This window comes from Prevotella heparinolytica, assembly GCF_002998535.1.
Classification (GTDB): domain Bacteria; phylum Bacteroidota; class Bacteroidia; order Bacteroidales; family Bacteroidaceae; genus Bacteroides; species Bacteroides heparinolyticus.
The window spans coordinates 2,892,026-2,906,608 of the sequence record NZ_CP027234.1; the positions used below are offsets into that span (position 1 = coordinate 2,892,026).

A 14,583-nucleotide genomic window follows, 5' to 3' on the forward strand; every position below is an offset into this window, starting at 1 on the left:
AAACAATAATACGATGGCTACAAAGAAAAAAGAGACCTATGCCCAAGCCTTGGCACGCTTGGAAGACATTGTCAGCCGTATAGACAATAACGAGCTGGAAATTGACGAACTGGCCGAAAAGATAAAAGAGGCCAATGAGATTATCGCATTTTGCAGTGATAAACTGACGAAAGCCGACCGGGAAATTGAAAAATTACTGTCGGAGAAGCGGGATTCTGAAGAATAAAAACTACATTTGTTGCAAAATATACGTATTGACGTAACTAATACTTTGAGATATGAAAGAACTGGATTGGGCTAATCTGCCGTTCGGATATATGAAGACAGATTACAATGTGAGAATTTATTATCGTAACGAACAGTGGGGCGAACTGGAAACTTGCAGTGAAGAAACCATTCCCATGCACATGGCAGCTACTTGCCTGCATTACGGTCAGGAAGCTTTCGAAGGCTTGAAGGCTTTCAGGGGTAAAGACGGCAAAGTGCGTATCTTCCGTCTGGAAGAGAATGCGGCCCGGTTGCAGTCTACTTGTCGGGGGATTCTTATGCCGGAGCTTCCTACGGAGCGTTTCAAGGAAGCTGTCTTGAAGGTGGTAAGACTGAACGAGCGTTTTATTCCGCCTTATGAATCGGGTGCTTCTTTATATATCCGTCCGTTGCTGATTGGCACCGGTGCACAGGTGGGCGTGCGCCCTGCCAATGAATATCTGTTTGTGATATTCGTAACGCCGGTAGGCCCTTACTTTAAAGGTGGATTCTCAACCAATCCGTATGTCATTATCCGTGAGTTCGACCGTGCCGCACCTCTTGGAACCGGTACATATAAAGTGGGAGGCAACTATGCGGCCAGTCTGCGTGCCAACAAAAAAGCGCACGATTTGGGCTATGCCTGTGAGTTTTATTTGGATGCCAAAGAAAAGAAGTACATCGACGAGTGCGGTGCTGCCAATTTCTTCGGCATCAAAAACAATACATACATCACTCCGAAATCAACCTCCATCCTTCCGTCCATCACAAACAAGAGCTTGATGCAATTGGCCGAAGATTTGGGCATGAAGGTAGAACGCCGCCCCATTCCGGAAGAAGAGCTGCTGACGTTTGAGGAGGCGGGTGCTTGCGGCACAGCTGCCGTCATCAGTCCTATCGAGCGTATTGACGATGTGGAAAACGGCAAGTCGTACGTCATTTCCAAAGACGGAAAGCCGGGACCTGTGTGTACGAAATTGTATAATAAACTGCGTGCCATTCAGTATGGCGACGAGCCCGATACACACGGCTGGGTGACTATTGTGGAATAAGAGCATGGGGAAAGGTAAATTGGCGAAGTTTGCCGATATGGCAAATTATCCGCATGTGTTTGAATATCCGTATTCGGCAGTTTCCGATATCCCGTTTGATTTAAAAGGTAAGTGGGGCGAGTCATTCTTCGGGAATGACCGTCCCATTGTTTTGGAATTGGGATGCGGACGTGGCGAGTACACCGTGGGGTTGGGAAAGCTGTTTCCGGAGAAGAATTTCATCGGGGTCGATATAAAAGGTGCGCGCATGTGGTCGGGAGCTACGGAAGCATTGCAGGCAGGCATGAAGAATGTTGCTTTCCTGCGAACGAACATTGAGATTATCGACCGTTTCTTTGCACCGGGCGAAGTCAGTGAAATCTGGCTTACTTTTTCCGATCCGCAGATGAAGAAAGCCACCAAGAGGCTGACCTCTACGTTTTTTATGGAGCGTTACCGCAAGTTCCTGAAAAACGACGGGCTGGTGCATCTCAAGACGGACAGTAACTTTATGTTTACCTATACCAAGTACATGATAGAACGCAACGGCCTGCCCGTCGATGTGATGACCGATGACTTGTATCATGCGGGTATGGCCGACGAGATACTAAGTATCAGAACCTATTATGAACAACAATGGCTCGATCGTGGTTTAACTATCAAGTATATCAAGTTCCGTTTGCCGCAAACAGGCGAGTTGAAGGAACCCGATGTGGAGATTGAGCTGGACGAATACCGCAGTTACAACCGCAGTAAGCGCAGCGGTCTGCAAACTTCTAAATAAAAACTTATTAATGATGAAACTATATCCTAAACTTATATTGGACGCATTGGCAACGGTGCGTTATCCCGGCACCGGAAAGAATCTGGTCGAGGCGGAAATGGTGGCCGATAATTTGCGTATCGACGGAATGACGGTCAGCTTCTCATTGACGTTCGAGAAGCCCACAGACCCGTTCATGAAGTCGATGGTAAAGGCTGCCGAGACGGCCATACATACGTATGTATCTCCCGAAGTGGAAGTTACCATTACAACGGAAAGTCGTCAGGCGGCACGTCCGGAGGTGGGTAAGTTGCTTCCAGAGGTGAAGAACGTGATAGCCGTGTCCTCCGGTAAAGGAGGTGTCGGGAAATCCACGGTGGCAGCCAATCTTGCCGTTGCTTTGGCGAAGATGGGTTATAAAGTGGGCTTGCTGGATGCCGATATTTTCGGTCCTTCCATTCCTAAGATGTTTCAGGTGGAAGATGCCAAGCCTTATTCCGAAAACATCGGCGGGCGCGATTTGATTGTTCCGGTTGAAAAGTATGGTTTGAAATTGCTTTCCATCGGTTTCTTTGTGAAGCCCGACCAAGCTACCTTGTGGCGTGGCGGCATGGCGAGCAATGCTTTGAAGCAGTTGGTGGGCGATGCCGCTTGGGGAGAGTTGGACTATTTCATCCTCGATACTCCTCCGGGCACCAGCGATATTCATCTGACCCTGCTCCAGACGCTTGCCATTACAGGAACTGTCATCGTGAGCACACCGCAGCAGGTGGCTCTTGCCGATGCCCGTAAGGGAGTGGATATGTACACCAACGACAAGGTGAATGTTCCTATTTTGGGTTTGGTGGAAAATATGGCATGGTTTACGCCTGCCGAGTTGCCGGAGAATAAGTATTATATCTTCGGCAAAGAGGGCTGCAAGCAACTGGCGGAAGAGCTTGATGTACCCTTGCTGGGTCAGATTCCTATTGTGCAGAGCATTTGCGAAAACGGCGATAAAGGCACTCCGGTGGCTTTGGATGAAACTACAGTAACCGGGCGTGCTTTCCTGCAACTGGCCGCGGCTGTTGTCCGTCAGGTGGACAAACGGAACGTGGAGATGGCACCGACGCAGATTGTAGAGGTGCATAAATGACGTAGGATTGGATACCGGGACACGGAGGTGCAGAGATAGCGAAAACAGGCGATAATCTCTGTGCCTCCGTGTCTTTGTGTTCAAATCTTATTTATCAGGAGTATCCTTCTCCGGTTTTTGCAGGCGGAATGTGACGGGCAGTGCGTATCGCACATTCACAACTTCCCCTCTTTGCTTGCCGGGTTTCCACTTGGGCATGCCGGAGATTACCCGGATTGCTTCGGCATCTAACAGCGGGTCTACTCCCTGCACCACCTCCGGATTGGTGACATTCCCTTCCTTGTCCACGATAAATCTTATGGTGACTTTTCCTTGAGTTCCGGCTTTCTGTGCCAATACGGGATATTTGATGTTCTCGCTTAAGAACCGCATCAGTGCAGGCAGGCCGCCGGGAAATTCCGGCATCTGTTCTACCACTTCGAAAACAGTTCCTTCTGCCTTCGCCGTTCCTTTTACGGGGACATATCCCGTTGCTACAACTTCTTCCAGAGATCCGTTGACCGGTGCGTATTCTTTCGTATTCTTGCCGTAACCTAATGAGAATGTAACCGGGACGGTGTACTTCACCCGTACGACTTTTGTCCCCTGCCTGCCGGGCTTCCATTTAGGCATGCCGCCGATTACACGGAGTGCTTCGGCATCCAAAGAGGGGGCGGCACCGCGGATAATTCTGGTATGGGTGATACTGCCGTCCTTTTCTACGATAAATCCCACGACAACCCTGCCTTGAATATTGGCTTCCTGTGCTTTTACCGGATATTTGAGATTCTTGCTCAGATAGCTCATCAGTCCGGACATACCGCCGTCGGGAAATTCGGGCATGTGGTCTACGACTTCAAAAACCCGGTTGTCGGGGTCTTCCTGTTCAACTTTCAGCACGGAGGAGTTTTCCTGCATCCGAATATCCGTTGCGGGTTGCTCCGTTCGTATGTCCACGGCCTCCATGATTTCTGCGGTAATCCGTCCGGTGGTGCGTGCCACGGTTTCGATGTTGCTCACAATCATAAGTAAGGCTGTCAAGGGAAGGAACATCAGGTATTTGGTCCTTCCGATTTCTTTCGTTCTTTTCTTGTTCATCATCTTGATACGTTTTTTTAGGGGTAAAACATTGAAATTATTATAGATGGTTGCTGCAGCCTTTTGATGAGACAAACCTAACAAGTGATACTGATAAGCCTTGGAGTCATAGCCGTTCTCCAGTACCCGGGCATCGGCCATGTATTCCAGATTGGTGCGCACTTCACGCTTCATAAGCCAGACAAAGGGGTTGAACCAGCAAAGTGCGCATGCCAGTTCGCCGATGACGACGTCGATGGAGTGCCATTGCCGTGCGTGCGTCTGCTCGTGGGTCAGTATCTCGTTGAGTTCTTCTTCGGTATGCGAAGAGGGGTGGATGAAAATCCAGTGGAAGAAAGAGAATGGGCCTCCTGCCTTGCGTAGCACGAAGACGTTCGCGTTGCCTATTCTTGTTCTGTGGCATTGGCAGGCCAAGCGGCTGATGCCTATTATCTGTATGACGATGCGCATCGCCAGCAGCGCCGCTATTCCTCCGTATAGGATGCCGATGTAATCGGTGGCATGGATGCTTCGGCCTGTTGCAACGGGTTGGGCGCCTATTGTAAATTCCGGCAGAATGACGTTGGCATAGAGGTCTGCCATTGCTGCCATCGGCTCTTGCGCGGTTATCCACGCTTGTATGTTCAACAAAGGTACGGCGGCGGAGATGACGAAGAAACAGAGCAGTGTCGCCCTACGCCAACCGAAGAATGTGTCTTTGTAGAAGAACAGCCGATAGAAAGCATAGAAGATTGCTATCGCTACGTTTACTTTCAGAAAATAGGCTAACATGTATATCGTTGTGTTACGGTTATTCTTTTCCTTTCTCTATCATAGTGATGATATCTTTCAGGTCGTTGGCCGAAATCTTCTGCTCTTTGGCAAAGAAAGATACCATTTCTTTATAAGAGTTTTCAAAATAGTTGCGCACGAAGCTGCTCATGAACGTACGTTTGTACTCGCTTTCGCGAATCAGGGGCGTGTATCGGTAGGTGTTTCCTACACGGGTGGGGCGGACGTACTGCTTCCGTTCCAGATTCTTCACGATGGAGGCCACGGTGGTGTAGGGAGGGGCCGGTTGCGGATATTGGGCAACAATGTCTTTTACGAAGCAACTGTCCAGCTCCCAGATGTACAGCATCACTTCTTCTTCTTGTATCGTTAATTTTTCCATGGATAAATGTTTTTAATGAATTCTATGCAAAGCTACGAATAAATCGTAATAAAGCAATAGACAGATAGTTAATTATTTCAAATAGCAGAGTTCGTGCTATGGGTTTCTGTTTGTCTTCGTGTTCAATTCCGAGTATCTACGGAACTATCTCTGAAGTCAGCGAAGACAAGTCGTTCTGTTCACGGAAATAAGTAGGACGGCTGCAACCAACCCATGGGACGCTTGCAACCAGCCCATGGGATGCTTGCAGCCGTCCCACTTATTCTTGTGTACAATGACACTTATTCTTGTGCACAATGACAGTTATTCGCGCTGAATCGGAAGTAGGTTTTCCGCAGCGCGGCGGTTGGATGAGTTCATCTTCTTACCTCTTTTTCCCCTATTGTTTTCAGCAACTCTTCCTTCATTTTTCCCACTCCGGGGAAGCCGGTGGCTCTGAACTTGATGTTTCCTTCACGGTCTACAATGAGGTAAGTCGGCACTCCTTTCACTTTATGCTGTTCCTTCAGATACGTCCATTGCCCGTCGGTTACGCGGTAGTGCTCGCCGTGTATGTCGGGAATCATGTTCTTCCAAGTATTCAGCGGGGAGGTTTCGCCGGTGATGTACAGATATACGATGTCTTCATCCTTCAATTCCTCTTTCATGGGGGCTATGGCTTTGTTTGCCATACGGCACGGTCCGCACCAAGTGGCCCAGAAGTCAACCAGCAGAACTTTCCCTTTATACCGGCCGATGATGGAGGCAAATAAGTGTTCATTGTCTACGTTGTCGTCCGGTTGGTTGATGACGTATCCCGCCTTTTGCTTGTTGGCTTCTATTTGGGCAAGCAGTTCGTCATTGGCGGCGGTAAGCATTTCGCGGTAGGCGGAGGGCATCGTGGCGAGGGTGTCTTTTTGCGCGTCGGTGAGCGGGCTGAAGTCTTTGATGTTCCAATAGAAAGAGATGTTGCGGGCTATGTCGAAGAAGATGCCCTTGTCTGTCCCCCATGCTTTGGCCAGTTCGTCGCGTTTGTAGATGTATCTGATTGCCGCATTATAGTATTGGCTTGAAAGGACGGATTGAGGTACATTCAGCAGAGCGAGGTCGGAATAAGGTATATACTCGGCGGGCATGTTTTGTTGCAGTTGCTGATAGAAGTCTTGGGCTTCTTTCTCTGTGATGCGTTTGGCTTGCACGGCGGATGATGCCAGCAGGTTGGGCACGGAAACGAGCATGCTGTATGTCTCCAGCCGGTTGTTGATGGAGAGCAGTTGGCGGGTGGAAGTGCTGCAAGGCAACTTGTCGATGTCGGATTGTATTTGGTCGGACAGTTTGAGGATATACTCCTTTGCAGAGTCGATGTCTTTGTCTGCGAAGACGGCACTGTTTTGAAACAATCCCGTCATCGGGCTTTCGTCGGGCTGATAACGGTTCAGCTCCTGTGCCACGAGTTGCAGCGGGCCGTTGATGTATGCCGGCTCTCCGTAAGGCTTCTCTTCTTTCCGGAACTTGGAACTGCGGCGTGCCAGCTCGCGCAGGTTGAGGTACAGCTCCGTTGTCTTGCCCGGTTCCATGAAGAAGCAGATGGAGTTTCCCATGTCTGTATAGATGGTGCAAGGAGTTGTTCCGAGCAGCGTCATTTCTTTGCTGAAACTTCCGTCGGGGTTGATGTCCGGTGTTATGACCGATACATCTCCTTTCCGGTTTTCCTGCATTATTATTCTGAAAGAGTTCTTCATGCCGGGGCGGAAGTCGAGCAGTTTCCCTGTCAGCATGGCTTTTCCGTACTGAAGGGTGGGTTGGGGCAACTCGGCTTTTGCGTCGGCCTTGTGCACCGTTGCGTTTGGCGGAAGAAGCTGTTTGGGCAGTTTGTTGCCTTTCAGCTGAATGCCCCAGATGCTGAAGCCGTTTTCCACTTCCTCGCCTTCGGTGAAGTCGATGGAGGTGGCGTTGTCGGGCAGGGGAGGGAATACGAGTTGGAATTCCGCTTCGCCCGATTCGGGCATCCAGAATTTCTTGCCGGGCGTGATGCCGATGCCCGAGCGCAGCGGATACCTCTCTCCGTTATTGTCTTGCAAAGAGCTTTCCGGAGCAATCTGTATCCAGTTTTTGGGGCGATACTTGGCATAGATGTGGAGCACGGTGGCCGTGTCGCTGACGACGACCTTGCTCACTTCGATGGCAGTATTGTTTCTTACTATGAACGGCGGCCGTTCGATTACCCGCTTGTGGGCGTGCAGGCTGCAGCAGGTGCTTATCAGGAGGCCTGCCAAGATTAAATGTAGATGTTTCATAATGATTATAATGATATTTTCTCCAAAGGTACGGATGTATCGTAAGAGTGCAAACGTGAGGGGGTTAATTGATGTGAAAGGTCTGCCTGCTTTCATTTCTCGAAGGAACTGCGTATCTTTGTCTTCGTGATACTTACCGGTCTGAGAGTCGAGGCTGAACATGGAGTTCATCCCGGCTTTTGCCGGCTCTTCGGAAGAGGTGTAAGTACGGCTTCGGTCGAACTTACAGTACGGCGACGGTCGAAGTTACAGTACGACCTTAGCCGAACTTACAGTACGGCAACGGTCGAACTTACGGTACGGCAACGGTCGAAGTTACAGTGCGGCTTCAGTCGAAGTTACAGTACGACCTCAGTCGAACTTACAGTACGGCAACGGTCGAAGTATAAGATGCTTTCCCGAGGGGGGATTGCTGAATTTCAGGACGAATTCTTAATATATAATAGTATGAGAACTAAAGTTTTTTTGTTGGGCTTGTTGCTGGCTGTTGCCGCCAATGCCCGGATTGTCTATCACGATGCTTCTGCCTTCCCGCTGCTGGGCAAAGCCACGGAGTCTACCCTTACGCGCTACGAGCGCTTGCCGGATTCTTTGCAGTCCGTTTCCCGCAAACCGCTCTGGGAGTTAGGTCGCAACAGTGCGGGACTTGCCGTGCGTTTTCGTTCCAACTCCACTTGCATTGCCGCCCGTTGGGAGACGCGGAATAATTTCCGGATGAACCACATGACACCCACCGGCATCTGCGGACTCGACCTTTACTACCTGCAAGACGGACGGTGGATGTTTGCCGGCAGCGGTCGTCCTACGGGGAAATTCACCGAAGCGGTAATTGTCGGGAATATGCTGCCCGAAGAGCGCGAATACCTCTTATATCTGCCATTGTACGACGGGGCCGTCTCGCTTGCCATCGGCGTGGATTCTCTGTCGATGATAGACAGACCGGCGGTTGATTTGCCGAAGCGTGAAAAGCCGATAGCATTTTATGGAACCAGCATCTTGCAGGGCGGTTGCGCCTCCCGTCCCGGCATGGCGCATACCAATATTCTGGAGCGTCGGCTCAATCGCGAGTGCATCAACCTGGGCTTCAGTGGCAATGCCTTGCTCGATTTGGAGATAGCCGGTGTATTGGCGGGTGTGGATGCCTCGCTGTTCGTTCTCGACTTTGTCCCTAATGCCGGTGTGACACATATCAAAGAGCGTGCGGATAAGTTTTATTCCATCATTCGTGGCAAGCATCCCGATACTCCGATACTTTTTGTGGAAGACCCGATTTTCATCCACGCTGCCCTCGACACGAAAATTGCAAAGGAGATAAAAGAAAAGAATGAGGCATTGGGCGCTTTTTTTCGCTCTTTGCAGCAACGCGGCGAAAAGAATATCTATCTGCTCTCTTCGCGTGACATCATCGGACACGACGGAGAAGCAACGGTAGATGGCATTCACTTCACCGATTTGGGTTTTATGCGCTATGCGGAGGTGCTTTATCCCATCTGCAATGCTTTGTTGAACGGTGTTGAAGGAAGTGCTCTTCTCACTGAGCCGGGTTCAAGATAAGCGGATTCTAACGGTCAATGTCTGCCGACGGCTTTGCCGCTTTTTGTAGTTTATGCCGTTTGTATTCCTCGATCATGTGCTTCCTGCTTTTCAGTATCTGCCGGCGATACACCGCGCAGGTGGTGATGAAATAGAAGCCCGTTTGCAGCCACAGTGCCTGATACTCGAATGCCACTTCGTTGAGCGTGGCCCCCATGCTGTTGATGCGTACATATCCGTTGATGCCGAATGTGGAAGGAAAGATATATGAGAAATATCTCCAAAAAGCAGGCATAGCAGTTCCCGGCCACGATATGCCTGAAAGAAACAGCAGGGGTACGGAAGTGAATACAAACAGCAGCATACAGGTTTCGCGATTGCGGATGGCTATGGAAGCCGTCATAGAAAAGAAAATGCAGGCGGCCAGATAGGGCAAGGTAAACAGAATCAGCACACCGGGAAGGGCAATCTGGTTGAGGCTGAATAGATGTGGAACCACACATAGTACATACACGGCCACCAAAGAATAAACCATGAAGTAGCTCAGCCCTTTTCCCATGACGATGCGCAGTGTACCGTTGTAGTGTCGGTTGATGGGCACCAGATCCTTAAAGCGGTTCTTCTCCCGTGCCGTGCCCACAGAAAGGCCTATACCCAGTAGTAGCGTTTGTTGTATGATTAATATCAATACGGCCGGAATCAGAAAAGCGGCAAAGCCGTTGGTCGGGTTGTAAAGAGCCACGTCTTCGTATTCCATCGGGTAAGTGGTAATTTCATCCTGACGGTTGGTGGTATTACTTGTACGCTCTATTTTAATATCGGCATTCATAGCCAATGACACGTTGGTGTTGGCCATCAGTAACGATTTGTAGTAAAGCAGTCCGCTCATGTCGCAGAAAAGGCCGACTTGCGTCTGCTTGCCGCTTACGATGTCATCGCTGAAGGTGGAAGGCATGTGGATGATGCCATATGCTTTTCGTTCTTTCAGCATCAGCTTGGCCTCTTCCATGTCGGCACAATAAGCCACGATGCTCACTTCGGGAGAGGCATCCACTTTCCGCAGATATTCTCGGCTCAACGAAGAACGTGAATTGTCTACCACCACCGCAGGCACTTCCCGAACAGTCTCGTTGGTATAGATGAAAGCATATATCAGCGGATAGACCAACGGGACAAGCACAAAAAAGATGAGCACGCCCTGGTCGCGGAAGGTCGTGCGGAATTCTTGCCTCCATATATAGAACAAATCATGGATGCCTTGTGTCACTTTTTGTTTGAATGTCAGCTCTTTCATCAGGGAATGTATTTATAGTAAACCAGCGCATCTTTCAACCTGCGCGAGATGAGGAACGGAAGTGTCATGAAAATCAGCAATGCCACATAGTTGGTCCACGAATAAATCATGGGATAGCCGTTCAGGGCCTGATCCACATAAATCAGGAAGTAATGGCGTAAGGGGAAGAGATTGGCCAATGCCTGCAGCGTGGGGTGCATGCCCATGGCAGGGAATGACAGTCCGCACATGGAGAAAGAAAGCACCCCCCACAAAGAGGCGAAGCTGAGGCCTAAACGCAAGGTAGGCAAGGTGCCTATCATCAATATTCCCATGCTTTGCGATGCCAGTATCAGGCAGAGGGTGGCCAGGAGCATAGGGAAAATGCCGCTATTGCAGGGAAAGTGCAGGAAACCATACAGGTAGGCATTGTATAGCATACCCATCAGGAAGAACACTGCTGTATGCGGAAGCAATTTCCCGGCAAGGGATATCCAGATGGAATCATTGCCCATAGATAGCCATTCGCGGGCAGTACGGTCTTTTATTTCTATTCCGATGGAATAGACGGTCACCATAAATATAAGCAACATCAATACACCCGGTGCAAAGGTGTTGCACAGATATACGGAGTAGTTCAGCCACGGGTTGTTGAGTGGATGTGTATCGATGACAATGGGTTGCAGGAAGCCCATGGCTTGGTCTTCGGTGGCTCCTTTGGCATACAGTGTGCTGCGGGCTGCGGCTCCCGATGCCAGTTCGCTCATCATCTTCATGTCCTTGAACAGCAGCGAGCCCGCCACGAGCAAGGTGTTGTTGGTGTAGAAAGATAGCTTAGGCTGTCGCTGTGCCTGCACTTCGGAAGAAGTTCCTTGGGGGATGTAGTAGAAACCGTAAATCTCTCCCCGTTGCATGGCGGTACGGGCTTCTCTGATACCGGGGTAATGAGCCACGACGGCAGTTTGTCCGAAGGCGTCGAGGTTGCGTGTCAGTCGGCGGGAAGTGCTGCTCATGTCTTGGTCTACCACACCCACAGGCATGTTCGTGGGTAATCCGGAGTCCAGCAGTGTGGTGAAAAACAGGTAGCAGAATAGTGGTGCTATCACCATGCAGAACAGATATAGCGGACGGGAAACGAGGCGGCGGCATTCGCGCTTCATCACGTCGAGGAGGAAAATATATTTGGATTTACTGTTTACCATCGTGCCGTTACAATTTGACCATACGGGTTACATAGGAGAAGAAACTCATTTCTTCCATATTACAGACATTCCCGGACGCAGCCCTTCTATCTTCTCCATCGGAGAGGCTTTCACTTCGAACGTTTTCAGGTCGAACTGCCCGGTGGTCTTGGTGGCTTTCCAGGCAGCATAGGTGCCGAGGTCTTTCATATAATATACTTTCAGACGGATGTTTTTGTCGAGGGCGGGAATAAAGGCCTCGAATTCCGCATCCATATTCAAGCCCGCCAACAAATCTTCGCGTACATTGAATGTTACCCACATGTTGTTCATCACGGCAATATTCATGATGGGAGCACCTGTACCTACGAGTTCGCCTACTTTCGGGAAGATTTCTGAAACCTCGCCGGCTGTCTGTGCTATCAAATAAGTCTCTCTGATATAAGACTCTACTTCGGCCACGGCTCCTTTGGCACGCTCCACCAAGGCGGCGGCGGCAGCTTTGTCTTCGCGTTCCGCACCGTTCTTGGCCATGTCGTATTGTGCCTTGGCGGCTTTTTCGGTGGCTTTGGCGGCGTCGAGTTGGGCTGTCGCTTCATCCAGCTTTTGGGCTGTCATCACACCTTGTTCGTGCAGGTTTTTCACCCGTTTGTGCGATTTCTCGGCAATGGCAAGTCCGGCACGGGCTTTTTGCCATATCTCGTAGGCGGCTTGTATCTGTTCCTGCCGGGCACCTTTCAAAGCTTTTTCGTTTTGAGCTTGCGCGGCAGCTTCGGCGGCACGTGCTTGCTCCAATTTGGCTTGTACGTCCGGAGCTTCCAGGATAGCCAGCGTGTCGCCGGCTTGTACGCTTTGTCCTTCTTTGACGCGGAATTCCAAGATACGTCCCGGAACCTTGCTCGATACGCGATACTCCGTTACTTCTGCTTGTCCTTGTACGATTTCCGGCCCTTTGCGTAGCATAAAGAAACCAACGAGAGCTACTACGGCTATAATTCCTATCAGCGTGAGGAAAGCCAGCAGCATGTTACTGTTTTGCGATTTTGTATCCATCTTTTTATTTTAGCATTTAATTCCTTTTCAATTCTCCGGAAAAAGCAATCCGAAGCTCTGTTGCCGTTTTTGTTTGGCCTATGGCACATCCTGTAATCCCGTTTTTTCAGGGGTGCGATACGGCAAGTTGTCCCATAGCCTTCTTCAGGTAGACTTCCGTAAGCTTCACGTCTATTTGCGCGTCTATCTTATCCGATTGGGCCGACAGCCAGGCTGTATGAGCCTCAAGTACGTTGCTTGCAGGAATCACACCTTCTTCGAAGCCGAGGTTGGCATACCGCAGGTTTTCATTGGCTTTCTCAAGGTTTTTCTCGGCCATAGCCAGCTTTTTGGCGGCTTCATCTACCTTGAAAGCAGATTGGTTGACTTGCAACTCTATTTTCTCTTTGGCTTCGTCCAATCGGTATCGGGCAATCCGTGCTTCGGATTTGGCTGCTTTTACTTTGTACAGGCCCTCCCCCCAATGCCAGATGGGGACGGAAACCATCACGCCTACATTCCACATGCCTTTGAATTTCTTTTCAAAACCGTTGAAGAAAGAGGGATTAGATACCATGTATCCTCCCATCAAAGCCATGGATGGCAGATGCTCGGCACGGGTCACATTTACTTTTTGCTGATAAATTCGAGTGGCAAGTTCCAGACTGCGCACTTCGGGACGGTTGGCATATACGTTGTCGATATCAATAACCTCGGCGGGCACGAAACCGGGGGCCAGGTCTTCCTTCTGTTCGTCTTCCAATATGACGGGGGTGTTGAGGTCGAGACCGCACAACTGACACAGTAGCATTTTAGAAAGGCTCAGGCCGTCGGTCACTTTAGTCAATGTCATTTCTGCCTCGTTCACCTTGACTTTTACCGAGAGTCCGTCTGCTTTGGTGGCAACTCCTTGGGCGATCATCTTATCGACATCGCTATCCAGCTTCTGCAATAATTCCAGGTATCCTTCGGCCAGTTTCTTTTTGTGGGCAAGCGACACGACTTGCCAGTAAGCCTGATCGGTGCTTAGGATCACTTCTTGCATGCCGGTGTTATGTTGCTGTTGCGCCAGCTCCTCGGCATATCGGGTGATTTTATTATATGCACGTATCTTTCCTCCCATATAGAGTGGTTGGGTGAGGGTGAGTGCGCCTGCATACATGTTGCGGGTGTCTGTACGAAAAGCTTCTACGATTGAGCTGCCAACATGGTTGAGTGTGCCCTCCATGCCCTGGCCGAGCTGTCCTAACAAACCTCCCAATTGGGGGTTGGCTTGCGCTATGGCTTGTATGGCTTGTCCCAGTGGAGTGCTCAGTGTAGTGCCTATGCCGGACAATGCTCCTTTTTGTGTGTCATTTAGTATGGAGAGTTCTTTCTGGCTGCGTATGTAGCTGCCTGTTGCCGAGATGTTGGGAAGATAGTTGGTGAATGCGGCCTTTTTTTGATAGTGGGCTGCCTTGACTTTCTCGCGGCTTATCTGTAATTCTTTGTTATTGGAAATGGCTAAAGCACGGCAACTATCCAAGCTGAGAGTTCTCTGTGAGAATGCTGGAATGGTCAGGCATATTAACCAGATGAAACATAATGACTTTTTCATTGGGATTATACATTGCGATGATGATAAAATTCTATTTTGCCGAGAAACAATAATTGCATAAACAACGATGCAAAAATATAGGCTTTTAATGATACTGCAAAATAAATTAACCTGTTTTATCATTTGTCGGCTACATGTGCGGCAGTATGCTTCTCATGTCAGGCATATATTCGTTGCATATCAAAACCGTATCAGGTCCGTATTTGCTCCATATCTATACTTGAGCTCGGGGATAAGAAGCAAGTCGATGACTTCACCCAGCGGCTTGTGTTTTAAAGTCGAAGTG

12 protein-coding genes are annotated in these 14,583 nt (G+C 49.7%); 5 read left to right on the forward strand and 7 right to left on the reverse strand.

Features of this window, described 5'->3' with window-relative positions; genetic code table 11:
* Positions 1-13 precede the first annotated feature (13 nt).
* The 4 genes from xseB to C3V43_RS11595 are packed head-to-tail and all read left to right on the forward strand — an operon-like array spanning position 14 to position 3,175.
* Positions 14-226, forward strand: coding sequence for an exodeoxyribonuclease VII small subunit (gene xseB / locus C3V43_RS11580; protein WP_106069945.1), 213 nt, complete (start codon positions 14-16; stop codon positions 224-226).
* A gap of 52 nt (positions 227-278) precedes the next feature.
* Positions 279-1,298 (forward strand): branched-chain amino acid aminotransferase, encoded by a 1,020-nt coding sequence (locus tag C3V43_RS11585; RefSeq protein ID WP_106069946.1) that lies wholly within the window; start codon positions 279-281, stop codon positions 1,296-1,298.
* Between the two features lie 4 nt (positions 1,299-1,302).
* Complete coding sequence (gene trmB / locus C3V43_RS11590; protein ID WP_106069947.1) at positions 1,303-2,061, forward strand: tRNA (guanosine(46)-N7)-methyltransferase TrmB; 759 nt, start codon at positions 1,303-1,305, stop codon at positions 2,059-2,061.
* Positions 2,062-2,074: 13 nt separating this feature from the next.
* Positions 2,075-3,175: an Mrp/NBP35 family ATP-binding protein gene (locus C3V43_RS11595; protein WP_106070581.1), complete on the forward strand. Its 1,101-nt coding sequence runs from the start codon at positions 2,075-2,077 to the stop codon at positions 3,173-3,175.
* Positions 3,176-3,262: 87 nt separating this feature from the next.
* Here the strand turns inward: C3V43_RS11595 and C3V43_RS11600 are convergent, their stop codons facing one another.
* The 3 genes from C3V43_RS11600 to C3V43_RS11610 form a co-directional block, all read right to left on the reverse strand.
* Positions 3,263-5,023, reverse strand: a complete 1,761-nt coding sequence (locus tag C3V43_RS11600; RefSeq protein WP_106069948.1) for a M56 family metallopeptidase — start codon at positions 5,021-5,023, stop codon at positions 3,263-3,265.
* A 19-nt stretch (positions 5,024-5,042) separates the two neighbouring features.
* Positions 5,043-5,405, reverse strand: coding sequence for a BlaI/MecI/CopY family transcriptional regulator (locus C3V43_RS11605; protein ID WP_106040906.1), 363 nt, complete (start codon positions 5,403-5,405; stop codon positions 5,043-5,045).
* Between the two features lie 356 nt (positions 5,406-5,761).
* Entirely contained in the window at positions 5,762-7,681 is a 1,920-nt protein-coding gene (locus C3V43_RS11610; protein WP_106070582.1) for a TlpA family protein disulfide reductase, read from the reverse strand.
* A gap of 447 nt (positions 7,682-8,128) precedes the next feature.
* On the opposite strand from C3V43_RS11610, the gene C3V43_RS11615 reads away from it, so the two are divergent.
* Positions 8,129-9,235 (forward strand): SGNH/GDSL hydrolase family protein, encoded by a 1,107-nt coding sequence (locus C3V43_RS11615; protein ID WP_106069949.1) that lies wholly within the window; start codon positions 8,129-8,131, stop codon positions 9,233-9,235.
* 7 nt (positions 9,236-9,242) lie between these two features.
* Here the strand turns inward: C3V43_RS11615 and C3V43_RS11620 are convergent, their stop codons facing one another.
* The 4 genes from C3V43_RS11620 to C3V43_RS11635 all read right to left on the reverse strand — a co-directional run bounded on the left by C3V43_RS11620 (position 9,243) and on the right by C3V43_RS11635 (position 14,297).
* Positions 9,243-10,508, reverse strand: a complete 1,266-nt coding sequence (locus C3V43_RS11620) for an ABC transporter permease (RefSeq protein ID WP_106069950.1) — start codon at positions 10,506-10,508, stop codon at positions 9,243-9,245.
* Positions 10,508-11,689 (reverse strand): ABC transporter permease, encoded by a 1,182-nt coding sequence (locus tag C3V43_RS11625; RefSeq protein WP_106069951.1) that lies wholly within the window; start codon positions 11,687-11,689, stop codon positions 10,508-10,510. Before C3V43_RS11625 ends, C3V43_RS11620 begins: the two co-directional genes overlap by 1 nt.
* 45 nt (positions 11,690-11,734) lie before the next feature.
* Positions 11,735-12,721 (reverse strand): HlyD family secretion protein, encoded by a 987-nt coding sequence (locus C3V43_RS11630; RefSeq protein WP_106069952.1) that lies wholly within the window; start codon positions 12,719-12,721, stop codon positions 11,735-11,737.
* A 106-nt stretch (positions 12,722-12,827) separates the two neighbouring features.
* Positions 12,828-14,297: a TolC family protein gene (locus C3V43_RS11635; protein WP_106069953.1), complete on the reverse strand. Its 1,470-nt coding sequence runs from the start codon at positions 14,295-14,297 to the stop codon at positions 12,828-12,830.
* Positions 14,298-14,583 lie beyond the last annotated feature (286 nt).

Bases quoted from the DNA above. Each gene is read 5' to 3' on its own strand.
- xseB (WP_106069945.1), top strand. From the start codon at position 14: ATGGCTACAAAGAAAAAAGAGACCTATGCCCAAGCCTTGGCACGCTTG.
- C3V43_RS11585 (WP_106069946.1), top strand. From the start codon at position 279: ATGAAAGAACTGGATTGGGCTAATCTGCCGTTCGGATATATGAAGACA.
- trmB (WP_106069947.1), top strand. From the start codon at position 1,303: ATGGGGAAAGGTAAATTGGCGAAGTTTGCCGATATGGCAAATTATCCG.
- C3V43_RS11595 (WP_106070581.1), top strand. From the start codon at position 2,075: ATGAAACTATATCCTAAACTTATATTGGACGCATTGGCAACGGTGCGT.
- C3V43_RS11600 (WP_106069948.1), bottom strand. From the start codon at position 5,023: ATGTTAGCCTATTTTCTGAAAGTAAACGTAGCGATAGCAATCTTCTAT.
- C3V43_RS11605 (WP_106040906.1), bottom strand. From the start codon at position 5,405: ATGGAAAAATTAACGATACAAGAAGAAGAAGTGATGCTGTACATCTGG.
- C3V43_RS11610 (WP_106070582.1), bottom strand. From the start codon at position 7,681: ATGAAACATCTACATTTAATCTTGGCAGGCCTCCTGATAAGCACCTGC.
- C3V43_RS11615 (WP_106069949.1), top strand. From the start codon at position 8,129: ATGAGAACTAAAGTTTTTTTGTTGGGCTTGTTGCTGGCTGTTGCCGCC.
- C3V43_RS11620 (WP_106069950.1), bottom strand. From the start codon at position 10,508: ATGAAAGAGCTGACATTCAAACAAAAAGTGACACAAGGCATCCATGAT.
- C3V43_RS11625 (WP_106069951.1), bottom strand. From the start codon at position 11,689: ATGGTAAACAGTAAATCCAAATATATTTTCCTCCTCGACGTGATGAAG.
- C3V43_RS11630 (WP_106069952.1), bottom strand. From the start codon at position 12,721: ATGGATACAAAATCGCAAAACAGTAACATGCTGCTGGCTTTCCTCACG.
- C3V43_RS11635 (WP_106069953.1), bottom strand. From the start codon at position 14,297: ATGAAAAAGTCATTATGTTTCATCTGGTTAATATGCCTGACCATTCCA.